Origin of the sequence: Alteromonas antoniana, from assembly GCF_019249295.1 — a bacterium.
Lineage (GTDB): Bacteria > Pseudomonadota > Gammaproteobacteria > Enterobacterales > Alteromonadaceae > Alteromonas > Alteromonas antoniana.
On sequence record NZ_JAESDH010000045.1, the window covers coordinates 1 to 17,074 of the forward strand.

Annotated in this window: 13 protein-coding genes; 7 read left to right on the forward strand and 6 right to left on the reverse strand. The window is 48.5% G+C overall.

All coding sequences use genetic code 11. The annotated features are described in order from the left end of the window. Positions 1-121 precede the first annotated feature (121 nt). Positions 122-313 (reverse strand): hypothetical protein, encoded by a 192-nt coding sequence (locus JKP77_RS21230; RefSeq protein ID WP_218313193.1) that lies wholly within the window; start codon positions 311-313, stop codon positions 122-124. 291 nt (positions 314-604) lie between these two features. Between JKP77_RS21230 and JKP77_RS21235 the strand changes: the two genes are divergently transcribed. Both JKP77_RS21235 and JKP77_RS21240 read left to right on the forward strand, forming a co-directional pair. Next, a complete protein-coding gene (locus JKP77_RS21235; RefSeq protein WP_218313182.1) occupies positions 605-1,414 on the forward strand; it encodes a YggN family protein in 810 nt (269 codons plus the stop codon). A 53-nt stretch (positions 1,415-1,467) separates the two neighbouring features. Further along, positions 1,468-2,274: an NAD-dependent epimerase/dehydratase family protein gene (locus JKP77_RS21240; protein WP_218313183.1), complete on the forward strand. Its 807-nt coding sequence runs from the start codon at positions 1,468-1,470 to the stop codon at positions 2,272-2,274. 199 nt (positions 2,275-2,473) lie between these two features. Here the strand turns inward: JKP77_RS21240 and JKP77_RS21245 are convergent, their stop codons facing one another. From JKP77_RS21245 to JKP77_RS21255, 3 genes are all read right to left on the reverse strand, one after another. Next, a complete protein-coding gene (locus JKP77_RS21245; RefSeq protein WP_218313184.1) occupies positions 2,474-3,895 on the reverse strand; it encodes a sodium-dependent transporter in 1,422 nt (473 codons plus the stop codon). A gap of 354 nt (positions 3,896-4,249) precedes the next feature. Further along, a complete protein-coding gene (locus JKP77_RS21250) occupies positions 4,250-4,978 on the reverse strand; it encodes an SDR family NAD(P)-dependent oxidoreductase (protein ID WP_218313185.1) in 729 nt (242 codons plus the stop codon). Further along, a complete protein-coding gene (locus JKP77_RS21255; protein ID WP_218313186.1) occupies positions 4,971-5,366 on the reverse strand; it encodes a thiol-disulfide oxidoreductase DCC family protein in 396 nt (131 codons plus the stop codon). The genes JKP77_RS21250 and JKP77_RS21255 overlap by 8 nt, the downstream gene beginning before the upstream one ends. A 399-nt stretch (positions 5,367-5,765) precedes the next feature. Between JKP77_RS21255 and msrA the strand changes: the two genes are divergently transcribed. Next, positions 5,766-6,302 carry a peptide-methionine (S)-S-oxide reductase MsrA gene (gene msrA, locus JKP77_RS21260; protein WP_218313187.1) on the forward strand — a complete coding sequence of 179 codons (537 nt, stop codon included), beginning with the start codon at positions 5,766-5,768 and terminating at the stop codon, positions 6,300-6,302. 228 nt (positions 6,303-6,530) lie between these two features. Here msrA and JKP77_RS21265 read toward each other — a convergent pair whose 3' ends face one another. After that, a complete protein-coding gene (locus tag JKP77_RS21265) occupies positions 6,531-7,676 on the reverse strand; it encodes a hypothetical protein (RefSeq protein ID WP_218313188.1) in 1,146 nt (381 codons plus the stop codon). Between the two features lie 413 nt (positions 7,677-8,089). Between JKP77_RS21265 and JKP77_RS21270 the strand changes: the two genes are divergently transcribed. The 3 genes from JKP77_RS21270 to JKP77_RS21280 are packed head-to-tail and all read left to right on the forward strand — an operon-like array spanning position 8,090 to position 11,260. Next, positions 8,090-9,928, forward strand: coding sequence for a metallophosphoesterase family protein (locus tag JKP77_RS21270; RefSeq protein WP_420840086.1), 1,839 nt, complete (start codon positions 8,090-8,092; stop codon positions 9,926-9,928). A gap of 11 nt (positions 9,929-9,939) precedes the next feature. Next, positions 9,940-10,479: a flavodoxin FldB gene (gene fldB / locus JKP77_RS21275; protein WP_218313189.1), complete on the forward strand. Its 540-nt coding sequence runs from the start codon at positions 9,940-9,942 to the stop codon at positions 10,477-10,479. After that, on the forward strand, positions 10,472-11,260 hold the full coding sequence (locus JKP77_RS21280) for a CLCA_X family protein (protein WP_218313190.1): 789 nt from the start codon (positions 10,472-10,474) through the stop codon (positions 11,258-11,260). Before fldB ends, JKP77_RS21280 begins: the two co-directional genes overlap by 8 nt. A gap of 74 nt (positions 11,261-11,334) precedes the next feature. Here the strand turns inward: JKP77_RS21280 and JKP77_RS21285 are convergent, their stop codons facing one another. Then, positions 11,335-15,897, reverse strand: a complete 4,563-nt coding sequence (locus JKP77_RS21285) for a chemotaxis protein CheB (protein ID WP_218313191.1) — start codon at positions 15,895-15,897, stop codon at positions 11,335-11,337. Between the two features lie 657 nt (positions 15,898-16,554). Between JKP77_RS21285 and JKP77_RS21290 the strand changes: the two genes are divergently transcribed. Further along, positions 16,555-16,962 carry an ExbD/TolR family protein gene (locus tag JKP77_RS21290; RefSeq protein ID WP_218313192.1) on the forward strand — a complete coding sequence of 136 codons (408 nt, stop codon included), beginning with the start codon at positions 16,555-16,557 and terminating at the stop codon, positions 16,960-16,962. The last annotated feature ends 112 nt before the right edge of the window (positions 16,963-17,074 follow it).

Below are 17,074 nucleotides of genomic sequence, written 5' to 3' on the forward strand. Positions count from 1 at the left end.
GGCCTCGGACTCATTCATCCACGGGTAAACCCGTGGTGTTCTGTCGCTTCGCGACCGACTACATAAAAAAACGGCGCTGAAAGCGCCGTTTTTTTCGTATATCAGAGATCGCAATCAGGCATTACGCCAGACCGTAACCCAGCATCAGGCAGACTATCAATCCGGAAACACCGAAAAAACCGTATTCAATTTTTTCCTGCATGCCTTTACTGCCTGTCGCCGACGACAGGAATCCCATAATAATGCTGCTCAGTCCCAAAGTGAACGCGACGAGCATCACACCGAACATAATTGCGTTAGTCCAATCAGTCATCATATTTACCCTTACTTTAAGCTGCGCGTATTATGCATCAAAGCCGACAATTTGAATATGCTGCTTTGGTAAAAAAAACACTACTTTGATCTTAGTCAATCTGACCAATTATTAACAGAGTGCGCTACACCCAGGTTTTTATTTAGTGAGAAAAAACGTAGTGATTAATTTTATCCAACTGTATTTAAACACTTTTTTCAAGATGGCCTGCGCTTTGCTGATAGTCAGTAACTTGCTGATAGTAACACCGTCTGAAGTATCAGCTTCCATGCATATAAGGAATGATTGACCATGAAAACACGTACCACGTTGTCTCTTGTTGCAGCAGGCCTGCTGGTTTCCGGCGTAGCGAATGCAAATGCAACATTCAATAATGAGCATTGCGATGTAGAGCTGGATGGCAACATTCAGTATTACAAAGGTCTGCTAACCGTAGAAATGAACAATGGCAGCACCATGACCATTACCGAAGACTACGAACTCACCATTAACGGTGAATCTGTGTCTCTGGATAGGGAGCAGCAGCGTTGGGTAGAGGATTATTATGATCAAATCGACACTGCCATTCCGATGACACTGAACATTGCCGCAGAAGGTCTGGAGATTGCCAGCTCCGCAGTTGGTGAAGTGTTTGGCGAGTTACTCGGTGCCGATGACGAGATGGTGATGGAGTTTAGTGAGCTGTTCGATGGCTTGTCCGAAGAAATGAAAATTCGCTTCTACGATGACCAGGGCAATATCCGCGTAGACTCAACAGAGTTTAATCAGCCGGGATGGTTTGACAACGCCTGGGAAGACGAGTTTGAAGCACGCGTTGAGTCGCTGGTGTCACAATCGGTAGGCCGCATCATGGTTGCGATAGGTACCGAAATGATGTTTGGCGATGGTGATATGCAGGCGTTTGAACAAAAAATGGAACGCTTTGGCGAGACAATTGAGAACCGGGTAGAAGCACAGGCCGAAGCGCTTGAAGGCAAAGCGGACGAGCTTTGCGCAGTACTGGCAAAAGCTGACTATGCCGAGAACCAGATGCAAAAACACATTAATGGTCTTGATGGTCTGAACCTGCTGGAAATGAAAAATGGCTCGCTAAAAATGTAGCCTGCCACACCGTCCGTGCTAGCATAGCCTTCCGTTAGTTATCCGGAACGACTATGCAGCACAATCTCGTACTCTGTGGGCATGGCTGGCTAGGTGGATACCTCGCTGCCGCCTGCCCTGAATCACACATTACCTCAACCACCCGGACATCTGAGAAGCGACAGAAGTTAGCTGATGCCGGCATAAACGCCATGTGCTTTTCACTCGGTGATGACCCCTCTCAGTTAGTTAAAGCAAGTAAAGACGCAACGGTAATTCTGAATATTCCGCCAGGCAGGCGTAGTCAGAATCTGGGGGACTTCCGTCAGCAGATGTGCGCATTGATCGACGGCTTTATGCAGCATGATGCCAGGCAGGTAGTATTTATCAGTACCACCTCGGTATACGGAGACGAGACCAACAGTGTCGTGACTGAGACATCTCCGGTGGATCCACAGACAGAGTCTGCAAAGGCGCATGTCGCCATTGAAAACCATCTGCAACGCTACCCCGCCAATCGCTTTACCATCTTACGACTAGCCGGTCTCACCGGCCCTGACAGGCATCCGGTGAACATGTTAAGTGGAAAACATTTTGGTAGCGGCAACAAGGTGGTCAACCTTATCCATATTCATGATGTCACGGCGGCGCTACAACAAATTATCGCCCGCGGCGGCAAAGGCGAAATCCTGCATTTATGCAGCCTGAATCATCCGAAGCGAGGCGACTACTACAGCCGCTGCGCCCATAAAAGAGGCTTGCCGCCACCAACCTTTGATGACACCACCGCGGGACCGACAGGCAAAAAAGTAGACGCCACCTGGAGTTGGGAACGGTTGGGAGTCGCTCCGGGCTACCCGACAGTGGAAGAGATGATCTAAAGCCCACCCCGCTGCTTTGCATTGACGGTTATCAAAAACGAAAACGCCCGCAACCAATGCGGGCGTTTTTTCTTACCATACTATTTCGCTTAACGACCTCGGTCGGCAGCGTCGGTTATCTGCTTTTGAGCCCTGGACACTGACACCTCAGAAGTTTGCCTGAGGCTGGTCTTATTAGCCTTTTGCTGGCGGTCGTGCTTTAACCAAATAAACTCACGCCAAAGTATTTCAATGCCACCGTGTTTACGAAGATAATCAACAGGATAACCGGGATAAACGTGCCCACTGAAATATCAACATAGCGTTCGAAAAAGCTGCCTTTATAACTTGCAGCACCCTGATCCAGCGATGCATTGAAGTTCGCCTTTTTCCAGCGATAAATAACGAAAATACAAATCAGGAAACCGTTTAGCGGCAGTATGGTGTCGTAAAACACATCGTACACGATGTCGAAAAACGACTTGGGTGTATCCGCATAACTGGTAAAGCTTGTCAGGAAATCAACATAACCAAAAGACAGTGCACACAAACAGGCCAGCACTATCATTCCTACGCCCAGGATGAATAGTGCTGGTTTACGGTTCATGTCTTTCTCGTCCATCAACGCGGCAACCGGCACTTCAAAAATGGATACCAGCGAGGTGATAGCCGCGAAAAACACCAACAAGAAGAACAAACTCGCAACCACTGAAGCCCCTAAGTAACCAATGCTGGACTGCAATGCCAGAAAGATTTGCGGCAGGTACGTGAAGATCATGCCGATAGATGATTCGCTTAATTCCCCGGGGTTGGTATCGGGGTTAAAAGAGAAAATAGCAGGCAGGATCATCAAGCCGGCAGTAAACGCCACTGCGGTGTCAGTCAGCGCCACCAGCTTTGCTGAGTTAGGCACATCGGCGCGGTTATCAATGTAGCTGCCGTATGTGATCATGATCCCCATTCCCAGTGACAATGAGAAAAAGGCCTGAGACAACGCACCATTCACAACGGAGGCATTGATTTTTGAGAAATCCGGAATGAGGTAAAATTTCACCCCTTCCATGGCGTTATCCTGCATTAGCACGAAAATAACCAAGCCAATCAGCATGACGAATAGCGCAGGCATGAGTAGCTTCGCCGCCTTTTCGATACCTTCTTTCACACCGCCCTGCAGTATCAGATATACCACAGCGACCACCACAGCCATATAAATAAAGATGCGCGGGGAATTAATAAACGTACCGAAGGTATCGGGGTTTGCCAACGCCTCCAGATCACCGGTCACGGCCTCAAACAGATAGCCAAAAATCCACACTGTGATCACCATATAAAACACCGCAATCATAAACGGCGTAATGATGGACAGCCAGCCGGCCAGTTTCCAGTGTGTGGCGTTGTTGCTCAGGTCACGGTACGCGCCAAGCGGATCTTTTCGGGCATGACGACCCACAGACATCTCCGCCAGCATCACCGGCAGACAAATAGCGAATACAAAAATGGCATACATGAGCAAGAACGCGCCACCACCGTTTTTTGCCGCACCTACCGGAAACCCAACCAGATTTCCAATCCCGACAGCAGACCCTGCTGCTGCTAATATAAAACCGATGCGCGATCCGAACTGTTCTCTGGCGCCGCTCATACCCAGTTTCCTCTTGTTGACTTATTGTTATCGTTGTCGCGGGCAAACGCTTTTTTATTGTCGGTAGAATGACGGTAACGCCGCTGATACGCGTGCTACCAGTACTCTGCACGTTCATCCCGAGCAGAGCATGTTAACAGCAGATTTTTTAAATGTCTTGATGTTAAACGTGTGAGCAGACTGCTCCGGCGTATACGCTGGCGTACGGGAATGGTGAAACCATGGGATATCTTAAAAAAAGCCGTCTGAATGGCGGCGCTTCATTATGCCCCGGGTAGCGTCAGGCGGCCTCAGGATGGGGAGCCTTTATGGAGCAAAGGCGTGTTGTATCCTGCTGCCACGTATTGAATCCTGTCACCAGTTAATGGCTTCGCCGTCCCAGTCGAGATAATAAGGCCCTTCTTTAGGGTTTAGATCGCGGGTAATTTTCAACAGCTGTGACACGGTGAATTCTGGCGTGAAAAGCTTTTCCGGTTTGACGTTGGCCTGAAACGGTTCCGACAGCGCCGTGTCTACGGTCCCTGGGTGATAACACACCAACGCGGTGCCTTTAGCACGTCGCCCATATTCAATGGCGGCTGTTTTTATCATCATATTTAGGGCAGCCTTCGATGCCCGGTAGCCATACCATCCACCTAACCGGTTGTCACTGATACTGCCCACTCTTGCACTCAGACAAGCAAGCACAGCCCTGTCGCTCATCACGTTCACTAAGTGTTTTACCCATAGCGAAGGGATGATGGTATTGACAGAAAAGTAAGCCGAAAGCTGCTTTTCATTCAGTGCCTCAAGTTGCTTTTCGGGTTGCACGTCGACGCCATCGACCTCGCCATGCAACATACCCACAGTGCAAACCGCCAGCCTGACAGTTTGGTCATCGGATTTCAGCTTTTTCACCACCTCGGCTATCTGGGATTCCTCATTGCTGTCGCAGGTCACGCTGGTCACGTTTTCCGGCCACTTGTCGTCTGCAAAGCCACTTCTGGATACCGCAATAACCTTATCGCCATTTTCTGCCAGCTGCGACACCAGTTCACGACCTATCCCACCGGACGCGCCAATAATAAGACTGACTTCACTCATGTTTCTTCTCCACGTTGCACGCACTCTCACAAGGGCGTTTCTTACCCGTTAACCAGTAAGAGATGGTGTACCGGTGACGGGCAAACAGGGTGTAAAAGTAATCCGCCACAATACGAATGCCTGGCCACCGAAGGGGCGCATACAGCCATCCTTTACCAACCGCTGCCCACGCTTTGTGAGTTGCATCAAGCCCCGTCACCAAAGTGCCATCAGGTAGCTGAACGTGTATTCTGGCATTCAGTTCGTGCCAGTCGAGATCAGGAAAGCGACGCTTGAAATTTTCAGCCTGAATGTCTTCAAACTGAATAGCCTGGTCTTCGTCATACTTTTTAAGATGACGCATTTCTGCCTGGCACAGCGGACAATATCCGTCATAAAAAATAATCATTGTTTCCTCAGGCTGCTATTAAGGTTTTCACGCCGGCGGACTTTTACTACAAGATAGCTTCCGGGCAGCCGACGCATCACGATTTACGGAATGATTTGATGTACGTTAATTACTGTATCGCGACCTGCACTGATCATCGCGTCAGCCCATTTCGGGATGAAACGTCCGCTGAACGTTGCCACAGCAATCTTTGCAGAGAAAATTAAACTTGTGTAATACGTCACTCATTTCGATATCGACGCCCACGGGCATGTCTTATGTCGTTTGAGGAAAATGACCATAACTACGTGCATAAAAATAATTTAGCGCGTTTTGGCATAACGGAAACCCTTGAGTTTCCCGCTGACAGCACCCACACTCTGTGAAAGTTAAGTCACCATAAGATGTGAGGAAAAGTATATGGCAAATCACCAGGTCGCGACATTAGCCGGTGGCTGTTTTTGGTGCATAGAATCCGCGTTTAACAGCGTTGACGGGGTTGATAGTGCTATTTCAGGTTATGCCGGCGGACAGAGTGACTCGCCGAGTTATGAGGCGGTTTGCCGTGGCGATACCGGCCACGCAGAAGTAGTACAGGTTACTTTTGATGCCGACAGCATCTCGTACCGGGAAATCCTGGAGATTTTCTTTGCGCTGCACGATCCAACACAACTGAATCGTCAGGGTAACGATGTTGGCACGCAATACCGCAGCGCCATTTTTTATCATAATGACGAACAGCGGCACCAGGCAGAAGCGATTATTCAGGAAATGACTGACGATGAGATTTGGCCCGATCCTATCGTTACTGAGGTTGAGCCAATTAATAATTATCACCCTGCTGAAGATTATCATCAGAACTACTTCAAAAATAATCCACAGAATCATTATTGTGCAATGGTTGTTGCCCCCAAGCTGGCAAAATTCAAAAAGACATTTGCCTCCCGGTTACGTTAACCATCCGCCTGACGACGCGCAGTGTTGGCAGGGCGTGAGAAAAGATGAAGCTTAAAGACAAAACGCCGCAATCGTTATTGCGGCGTTTTTTTGTCTGCTGCCAGCGCCAGGGGGCACGTCTGGAGACAGCCTTTAGCATAACTGCTTTCACGGTGCGTCGTGCCCCCTGTCCGCATTGTGTGTTTAGCTAAGAGAAACCACACATCAATGCAGCCTGCTATTACCGTGTCATTCGATAAACCAGGCTTCATCCAGAGGCACAGAAAACAATAATGGCGCCATTGCCTCATAGCGGCTCTGATTCGCACCACACTGCACATTTTTCAGGTAATTTTTCTTCCACGGATCGTTAATCAGCCAAAGTGTGCTGTCGATCACCGCCAGCCCTTCGATTGAGACGTTGTCCATTACTTCTGTCGCGGAACAATTGTCCGCAGCCTCTTCAACCGGTGCCGCAAACTGCATGGCGATGCGCGCTGTCGCTCGCGTATTATTCTCGCTAATCACCCAAAGCTCGTTGTCGTTACGGGCCGCCGCCAGTAAAAAGCCCTGCTGCGATGGCTCGTGATAGTAATACTCAAGACCATTAATCGGGTGATTGCCACTTTCAAACTGCGGCACGGCAAGCTGCGGTTCGGTGACTTCAATAAAGTCCTGACTCTCCCAAAATGCCTCATCCATCTGCACTGAAAAAATTCTGGGCTGACCGGCTTTGTCTTTCTCAAGGCCAAGATATAACAAACGCGCCGGCGTCATCGCCATTCCCTCGATGCCGTCATTAGGAAAATCTCCTACCTCAAAGCTGGCAGGAAAAGACAACGGGCGCACATTTGTCATTGTGGTGGTGCCGTCGTCGTCCCGATACAGCCTGACCAACAAGGTTGGATAATCGGTCGAGCCCGTTTCCGCAAACCGCTGCTGACAGCGAACCGACAATGCGCCGGTACGCGTGGCATCCTCGGTAACGGTATAAAATACCTGTTCATTTTGCGGATCGACAACCAGCGCTTCTAAGTCCGGTTCTTCCTTTAAATAATTCGCAAAACAGCTGCGACGCACTTCGGCTGCCATCCGCATAGACTCTGGCTTCGGAGTCAGCGTAGCATCCGTGGGATTAAGCATGTGAATTCGACGCTGTTGGTCAGTTTGTGCGCTGGCATCAGACAGTGTCGCCAGCATGCCGTTGACGTGAGTTAGTCCTGAAGTTTGCGGATCGGCCATGATGCTGCCGTCAGCTTCTTTAATCCATTGCCCCTGGACAGTTAATACCGTCGGCAACGCGTCGACTTTCGCTTCGGGTAGGTTGTCCGGCGCGTCTGAACACCCGGCAAGGCTTATCGTCAGCATCACAACAGCGGTAGTTTGTTTTATCATTAGCGCGCAATTCCTGTAGCTGCTTGAATCGTTGAGAATAGGTAGGGCCAAAAGCCACGATACTACTATGTCCACCTTCCCTGTTAATGAAAAAGGGAATATGACAGCGTTACCTGCCAATCCGGCGGTAAATCTGCTGCGTAGTTATAGATGTGGAAGACATCGGGATGAAGTATACCCACCGCACCAGGCAGTGCCAATGCTGCGCAGTGCTATCAGGGTGAAACTCATCGCAAACAGACAAACTTACTGACAAAAAAGTCATTATCTCATTTTGAAAAAAGCGGTATGGTAAGCCTATAGAAATAAAAGCGCGCGACCGCGCTTTGCAAGTTGATATTACCGGTAAGTGAGGCAACGTTATTACTAAGCCAGAAGTCCCTGCCGTACTGGCAGGCCCAATCGTCAGGCATGTGAGCAGTAAATGCAGTTTTCTGTGGATCGTGACATCAGCCCCTGTGGCGGGCCACGTGGCTTTGCAGCAACACGCACAGGCAGTGGATGCAACATCCGGTATCGACTACGTACCGGTCGGCTCCCGGGCGTTCGTGGGCATGATCCGTATTGACCATAACACACCGATTGAAGCTAACGTGCCGGTTCACTACGAGTTGACGTTTGAAGACTCAGCCTTTCAGTCCAGCTGGGAAGACACCAAAGCCGGATTATTTTATCCCGGCACCTCTACGCTGAGCTTTTGCTGGCAACCTCAGCTTAAGCAGGTGCTGCACGGCTCCTGTCGAAAACCACACCATTGTGGACAGGATGCGCTAACGCGGGTAGACAGCCTGCTCGAAAGCGCTATCAGAAGCGATAAGCGTCGCCCGGACCTGCTGCTGATGACCGGCGATCAGATCTATGCAGATGATGTAGCCGGTCCGATGCTGCATGCTATTCAGGATGTTATTACTGCGTTGGGACTTTATGGTGAACCACTGGAAGGAGCCGTAGTCTCGCACAGTGACGAGCTGCCATCACACCCGCATAATTTTTACGAACGTGAGCAGTTGCTGCCAAAAATCAGCACCAATACGGCGCTTTCAAAACTTTTCTTTGGCGCAAAGAAAAAGCCGGTGTTCACCTCGGTCAACGCGCAAAATCACCTGATTAGCTTTGCGGAAGTTATGGCCATGTATTTGCTGGTCTGGTCTGACGCTCCCTGGGCATTTGTGACCGCCGGCAATGCGTCTGTCAATGACAGTCATAAACCGCTGTATGCCCATGAGCAGGAAAATCTGACGGGCTTTGTCGACTGCCTGCCGCGCATCAGGCGCACCCTTGCCCATATTCCTACCTACATGATTTTCGACGATCATGACGTTACCGATGACTGGAACCTGACACGCGGCTGGGAGCAGGAAGTCTACGGACATCCACTGTCTAAACGGATGATCGGCAATGCGCTAATGGGCTACCTGCTATGTCAGGGCTGGGGGAATTGTCCGGATAAATTCAAAGACATGCAGCCCGATATAAAGAAAACCTTCACTAATGAGGGGTTGCAACAACATGATGCGTTCATCGACATGCTGCTGGATTTTGAAGACTGGCATTATCAGTTAGATACCACCCCCTCTATCCACGTCATGGATACCCGAACCCGACGCTGGCGTTCAGAGTCCAGCCTGAACAAACCCTCGGGGTTGATGGACTGGGAGGCACTGTGTGAGTTTCAGCAGTCACTGATTGGAAAACAGTCGGTAATTGTGGTGTCTGCCGCCCCCATTTATGGCGTGAAGTTTATTGAAGCCGTTCAGAAAGTCTTCACATTTTTTGGCAAGGCCCTCACCGTAGATGCGGAAAACTGGATGGCACATAAAGGCACGGCTAACGTCATGCTGAATATTTTCCGGCATTTTAAAACCCCGCCGGAATTCATCATTTTATCAGGCGACGTGCACTATTCTTTTGTGTACGACGTACGTTTGCGCTTTCGCCGCAATAGTCCGCATATCACGCAATTTACCTGCAGTGGTATTAAAAATTGCTTCCCGGATACGCTCATTACCTGGCTGGACCGATTTAACCGGTTGCTTTACAGCCCCTCCTCGCCGTTAAACGTATTTACCCGTCGGCGTAACATGTCCGTCAGAGCGAGAGAGCCGGCCGGACATGACGGCGAGCTGTTAAATGCACCGGCCATCGGCTTACTTGAGTTAAAAGAAAATGACACTACTGTTCATTGCAAAGCCTTGTGCGCGAGTGGAGAAACGGTAGAATTCCCACCGCACACACCACCCAAAGAGCAATAAGAGGGCAACGCATGAGTGATAGCGCGCTAAAAATCGGGTTATTTTACGGTTCAACTACCTGTTATACCGAAATGGCGGCAGAGAAAATTCAGGCCCAGCTCAATGCGCTGTTTGACGATCAGGTTGTGGACATGCACAACATCCAGGAAACGTCGCTTAACCGGACTGCAGAATATGACATCCTGATCTTTGGGATCTCCACCTGGGATTTCGGTGAATTGCAGGAAGACTGGGAATCACACTGGGAAGAGGTGCATCAGCTGGATCTCAGCGACAAAATTATCGCGCTGTTCGGGCTTGGCGACCAGGTAGGTTATACCGACTGGTTTCAGGATGCACTGGGCATGCTGCATGATGCGATCAAGCCGTCAGGCTGTCGCGTTATCGGATTCTGGCCAAATACGGGCTATGACTTCGCGCAGTCCAAGGCATTAACAGAAGATAAGTCTCAGTTCGTCGGTTTGTCGCTGGATGACGAAAACCAGTACGATCTGACTGACGAGCGCATTCATACCTGGTGTCACCAGCTACTCGAAGAGCTCAGTGAGTAGCACTGGCCGACTCCATAAAACCTACTTCAGAAACGGCGCCAGCCATCGCGATGGTGCCGATGTTTCCTTTAATGACATCAGAAAATTATTTAATTTCTCCAGCATCACTATAGGACGCTGGGTAACGGCGCAGGAGCAGCAGATCGCAGCCAATCTGTTCTTCGATGCCCTGTATGATCTGATTGATATTCTGCAAATTAATGAACAGGTGATCTCGCTAAACGGGTCGCTGTCACTGGCTTTCGGCCACGGCGGTCAAAAACACAGCAGCGCACACTATAATTCGGCGAAGCGACAGCTGGCACTGGCAAAAAATGCAGGGGGTGGCGCCCTTGCCCACGAGTGGTTTCATGCCTTCGATCACTACATCGCAGGCAAGGTATTCCCGGGGATCCGCAGCGGTAGCTTTGCCTCACAAGCCTGGCTGGATAATGTGTCGCAACAACCACACCCGCTGAACGACGCCCTTTGCAATTGCTTTTCACTGATGTTTTTAGAGGATCTGAACACGCCGAGTCACTACCTGACGCGTTCCATCGAGGCCGATCGCGCGTTAAAAATGTATTATTACGCTATGCCACAGGAAATGGCTGCCCGGGCCTTCGAAGCCTGCATTCAGGACCATCACATTAAAAATGCATTTTTGGTTCAGGGCACGAAAAAATCCACCGAAGCCAAACTGGGGATCTATCCTCAGGGTGATCTGCGAAGTCTGCTCAATCACGCATTTTCCCTTTATTTCTACCAATTAGGTGTCGCCTTAGCAGCAAAACCGGCGTAACGCATTCAGGCATAATCTGAAAGCAATCACGAAATGCCAAGGGCTCAGGCGAATAGCAACTGAAAGCTCAGGCTCTACACTTTTTCCGCGAAACGAAGTAGTTCGTTTACAATGGTATTGACCTGAACCGGCTTATTAAAATGCCCGTCGAAGCCAGCTTCCGTCGTCAGACGTCGGGCCTCAGCATGACCATAGCCGGTAATTGCGAGAAACAATGTATTTTCCGGAAGTTCTGGTTTTAACAACCGAACAAGGTCATTACCGCTCATATCAGGCAATCCAATATCCAGCAGTGCCACGTTTGGACTGAACTCTCTGAAGCGACTCAGCGCTTCCTGCCCCGTGTTATACACAGCCACTTCACACCCCTTTAAACTTAAGATGAGCGAAAGCCCGTCTGACACCGTTTCATTGTCATCCACCAGCATAACGCGCAACTTTTTTAATGCCTGTAAATCAGAAGAGGCAATAGCAGGTTGAGGCAGTGCTATGTCTTTTTCCGTGGTATTGGGGTCGACAGAAAGAGGTAACGTTACTGTGACCGTGGTACCGTATCCCAACCCTTCACTGTCTATAGCCACGGTACCATCATGAAGCTCCGCAATTTGTTTCACCAGTGATAGCCCGATCCCAAGACCATTGTTCTGCCGTGTTGTGTTTTCCTTGATTTGTTGGAAGGGTTCAAACACTTTATCTTTAAATTGCATGTCCAGGCCAATACCGCTGTCTTCTACCTGTATCGAAAACGTGTCTTTCGAACTCAGGAGCCTTACCACAATACGACCATTATCGGGTGTGAACTTCGATGCGTTACTAATAACGTTGTTGATAACCTGCTGAACTCTCAGTTTATCGAGACGCGTCAGTATGTTGTTTTCCGGCAACTCCAACAGAAGCTCCTGATGGGCTTGTTGTATGGAAGACGTGAAATTCTGAACCACATCACTGAGCAACACGTTAACATTAGTTATCGCCTTCTCTAAGCGTACCTCGCCCCTTGAAATTCGGGTGAGATCGAGTAAACCATCTAACAACATCGACACCAGCGTTACGTTGCTATTCATGATACCCAGCGCCCAGTCGATTCTGCTTCTGTCCTGTTCAATTATCTGGACTGCGGCGCTGATAGATGCCAGCGGGTTACGTATTTCATGCCCTAACGTAGCCAGAAACTCGTTTTTCTTTTCGTTGGCATTTTGTAACTCTTTTACGGCATTTTTAAGCGATGCTTCAATCTTACGCTGCTCCGTCACATCAACGACCATGCCGATGAGCTTTCTCGACTTATCAGCGTCGAATACAATTTGTCCGTTAGCTTCAATCCAGGTGGTAAGACCGGTGCGGGCGTTTATGACTCGGTATAAAGCATGATAGTGGCCGTCTCCCTCGGGATCCTGAGCTTTCGCTATATTCTTATTAACTGACTCTCTGTCGTCTTTATGCACGCCCTGAATGAACTCATTATAAGTAACAATGCAGCTATCAAAGCCCCAAATTTTTGAAAGCAACTCGTCCCAGTAGATTTTGTCATCACCAATATTCCATTCAAATGAGCCCATATTTGCTGAGTCTTTCGCGATTCGTAGTCGGTTCTCATTGGCCTTGAGCTGCTTCTCCATACTCTTTCGATGTAAGGCAACGGATAAAATATTGGCGGCAGACATGATGAAATGCACATCTTCCTGATTAAACGTTCGTTTCTCCTTCGTATGCACACTGAGAACACCGTACGGACTATTGTTATATTCAATGATGCAACTCATACCGCTTACGACTTTATGGTCGCTCAATAACTCGGAGCTGGAGAAACGTTGCTCAGTCATCAGGTCTTCAACAATGACCGGTTCGGTAGTCGAAAGCGCAAATCCGCTCTGAGAGGCATTGGTCGCAGCTACTTTCGCTTTACCGACTACGCCGCTATCCCAACCCACTCCGGCTTTGACAAGCAACTGCTCCTCTTCAGGCAAATACTCAAGCACTTTGCAGTATTCAACATCAAGCGTGTGCGCGACCTCCCGAACCAACTGATCTATTAAATTCGCAGTATCTTCGGTACTTAAGGCTTTCAAACCCAGTTTGGCGATAACCGCATGCTGTTCACTGCTGACTTTCAGTCTGTCGGCGGTGGCTTTCAGCGCGGTCACATCAATGAACGTAATCACCACGCCATCGACTTTTCTCGACTCAGTCTGGTAAGGCAGGATTTTGCGAATAAACCACTTATCATCAGCTTTGAGCTGACGCTCGCTGGACTCCAGGCTGTCGAGCACCCGCTTTGCTTCCTCCAGCGTATCTTCATCAATCAGTGCGCGACACACCGCATCTATTGGCTTGTCGATATCCTGTGTTCCTATTCTCAACAGTCGCTCGGCAGCAGGAGTGTACCGCTTAATCTTCAGTTCACTGGACAGAAAAATAGTTGCCAGATTGGTGCTGGCAAAAAAGTTCTTTATGTCGTCATGGGTTGACGATAATTCGTCAATTTTGTCTTTTAGCTGCGCATTGACTGTGGTCAGCTCTTCATTGAGCGAACGCAGTTCCTCGGTACTCGCTTCTAACTCTTCGTTAGATGACTGAAGCTCTTCATTGGTCGACAATGCTTCCTCATGTGCTGCCTTTAACTCTTCGGTACTGGTTTCCAGCTCTTCTATCGTGTTTTGCAGTTCCTCCTTGGTTTCTCGAAGTTCCCGTTCAATCGACTCTATCATGCTGTCCTGATCGTGATGGCTCAGCGTGTCAGAAGAAATCTCCGTCTCATGTAGCTCCGGCAACAGTTCTTCGAAAGAGATAACCACACTGCCGTGTTCTCGATTACCGTATGATGATGGCGTAATAATACAGCGATAATTAAGGTGATCGTTTTCCGGTTTTGTTGGCAGCGGGAAGTTAACCGTTACCTTTTCACCGGATTTTCTCGCCTTATAGATTCCACTTCGCATCCGGGTGCGAATATCAGGATGAAGCATTGAGTAAAGGTTCAGCGCTGCCTGACCCTCTTCGGGCAGTCGTAAAAACCGGTTCACGTTGCCGTGGAAATAAGTAATACCGTTCTGGTCATCAACAATGACTGAAGGCCTGACTGCCATAAGTAACGTTTGCTGCACCCAGTTATCCTGACTCTGCTGCTTGACCTCACGTTTAGTTTGTAACTTGTCTCTATTTTCTTTTCCACTAGAGAAAGCGGGCAACACTGACGGGTAATTTTTTACATTGTCTCGTTGTTTACGACAGTAAATGCGCCACTTTTTTGATAGGGGGCTAAAGAGATCCTTTTGTTCCCCAATACTTTCTGAACTACCTAAGAATAAATACCCCTCAGGCACGAGTGAGTAAAAAAAGGATTTCATCACTCGCTTTTGCGCAGGCTGCTGTAAATAAATCAGCAAATTTCGACAGCTGACTAAATGGAGTTTTGAAAACGGAGGGTCTACATACACATTCTGTTGAGCGAAGGAAATGACGTCACGGATCCGGCTGTTTACCTGTACATAGCCGTCATTGTTTACCGTAAAATACTTATCAACAAACGCTTCTGGTATTTCAGAGATAACACTGTTGGAATAGATACCTCGCCTTGCTGTTTGAATGGCTTCTTCATCTATATCGGTCGCAAAAATGCGAAGGCCCAGTTCTTTATCCGATTTTTCAATCTGCTCAAGAAATAGCATCGCTAACGTATACGCTTCTTCACCGGTGGCACATCCTGCTACCCAAACGCGGACATCTCTACCTTCTTCTACCTCATCCACAATATTCGCAATGACTTTGCTATCGAGTTCTTCAAATGCTTCACGGTCCCGAAAGAAATCTGTCACGTTGATTAATAGATCACGAATTAATTCACGGCGCTCCTTCTCACTGTCTCTCAAACCTGAAAGATAAGCAGAAGAACTTGTCATTCCGGTAAGGCTCATCCTGCGAAACAGCCTGCGCTTTACTGTGCTGTCTTTATACTGACTAAGATCAAAACCTTCCTGTGCTTTCAACAGCGCCCGAATCTGCGTGATGTCCTGTGTGTCGGTAAACTTGTCTTGATTTTCGGTCTGATGATAAGGATGCGCTGCATACTTCAGTAGCAATCTCGGAATGTCTTCAACAGGAAGGATTTCATCGACCACGCCAGCATCAATTGCTGACTCAGGCATGCCTGGATAGTCTGCGGTTTCAGGATGCTGAACAAGCGTTAAGCCACCAGCCGCCTTCAGTGCTCTGAGGCCAGCAGTGCCGTCGCTACCGGTACCTGAAAATAACACCCCTACCGACTTCCTCTTATAAACATCAGCCAGGGATCGAAATAAATGATCTACTGCTTGTCGTGTTCCATTGACGTCGGATTGATCGACAAGCTTTACTTTCCCGTCAACAACTTCAATAAACTTGCCTGGCGGAATAACATAGGCATTTCCACCTTTAATCTCCTGATTGTCCTGCGCCTGACAGAAGCGGAACTGACAATCCCGGGCCAGAATATCAGCCAGCATACTCCTGTGACTCGGGTCCAGATGCTGAACCACAATAAAAGCAATAGGAGCATCGGCAGGTACATGCGTGAAAAAGCGTTTCAGTGCGTCCAAACCGCCGGCTGACGCCCCCACACCTACGATTAACTGAGCATTTTTTTTATCCGTACCGCCCACATGACTCTCCGTTGCTTTATGGCAAATTGCTTAAAAAAACCCTAACGGGGTATATTATAGTAAAAAGGTAAGCTGAAAATTTCAGAGTGCCGCAGTTTAACATCGTTGCGCCTGCCCGCCCCTCATCTATTCCAGTAAGATAACATCAGAGTTTTTTAAAAAGCACATTAAGTTTTCATTTGCAGGCAGACATATCACCTGAACGAAAAGTCACTTTTCCTCTACTCGCTATTACGCGGAAAGCAGGGATCCGTAACCTGCAATTCCTGCCACATCTGGAACTTCCGATCGCACACCGATCAATATAAATGATTGTCGGATCGCTTAATCAAAAATCACAAAAAATACGCCTTAATTTGTCTGGAATGGCGCATAAACGCGAACCCAGCCAGAAAAATCGCCCGCGGGCTAGACTTGGGATCTCCCCTCATGGTAATTTGCGTATTCAGCTCAATCAGGCATTGATGTTGTATTTTTACCAGTTAGGTGCCGCTTTGGCGATCAAATCCCCCTGAAATGTAAATAACTTTCAGTGGTTTTTGTCTATATTTTCAGCAACAAGTGTTAAGTCGTACTCTGATTTGTACAAAACCCTATCCATTTTTGTTACAAACAGTATACTAATGTGCTCGAACGTAAGAGAAGAAAGAATACGAGATGAAAAGAAAAAAGCATACTACGGCCGATGACGAGGCTCAGATTGACATGACGCCCATGTTGGACATTGTGTTCATCATGTTGATTTTCTTCATTGTTACGACCTCGTTCGTGAAAGAAAAAGGATTGGATGTAAACCGTCCTGAAGATAATCAGTCAAACAATCAGAACCCAACCAAGTCATTGTCTATTCGCATCGACGCCAATGGCACTATCATGATGGGTGGCCGTGAAGTAGATATTCGCCGTGTTGTCGCAAACACGCAGACGTTTCTGGCTGAGAACAACACAGATTCAGCAGCTATCCAGGCTCACGAAGATACTGAGCATGGCACCGTGGTTGAAGTAATGAACCAGGTTAAAATTGCTGGGATCGAAAAAGTGTCGGTACTGGTTAAAGGTTCCTGACCCTTATCTACAATTTAAAAAAACCGCCCTTGTGGCTAATGCCAGTCAGTTAAGCTGACTGGCATTTTTCTTTGTGGGATATTTAGTCGGTCTCTTCCTCACAACCCGGGGG

Bases quoted from the DNA above. Each gene is read 5' to 3' on its own strand.
- fldB (WP_218313189.1), top strand. From the start codon at position 9,940: ATGAGTGATAGCGCGCTAAAAATCGGGTTATTTTACGGTTCAACTACC.
- msrA (WP_218313187.1), top strand. From the start codon at position 5,766: ATGGCAAATCACCAGGTCGCGACATTAGCCGGTGGCTGTTTTTGGTGC.
- JKP77_RS21240 (WP_218313183.1), top strand. From the start codon at position 1,468: ATGCAGCACAATCTCGTACTCTGTGGGCATGGCTGGCTAGGTGGATAC.
- JKP77_RS21250 (WP_218313185.1), bottom strand. From the start codon at position 4,978: ATGAGTGAAGTCAGTCTTATTATTGGCGCGTCCGGTGGGATAGGTCGT.
- JKP77_RS21265 (WP_218313188.1), bottom strand. From the start codon at position 7,676: ATGATAAAACAAACTACCGCTGTTGTGATGCTGACGATAAGCCTTGCC.
- JKP77_RS21245 (WP_218313184.1), bottom strand. From the start codon at position 3,895: ATGAGCGGCGCCAGAGAACAGTTCGGATCGCGCATCGGTTTTATATTA.
- JKP77_RS21230 (WP_218313193.1), bottom strand. From the start codon at position 313: ATGACTGATTGGACTAACGCAATTATGTTCGGTGTGATGCTCGTCGCG.
- JKP77_RS21235 (WP_218313182.1), top strand. From the start codon at position 605: ATGAAAACACGTACCACGTTGTCTCTTGTTGCAGCAGGCCTGCTGGTT.
- JKP77_RS21290 (WP_218313192.1), top strand. From the start codon at position 16,555: ATGAAAAGAAAAAAGCATACTACGGCCGATGACGAGGCTCAGATTGAC.
- JKP77_RS21255 (WP_218313186.1), bottom strand. From the start codon at position 5,366: ATGATTATTTTTTATGACGGATATTGTCCGCTGTGCCAGGCAGAAATG.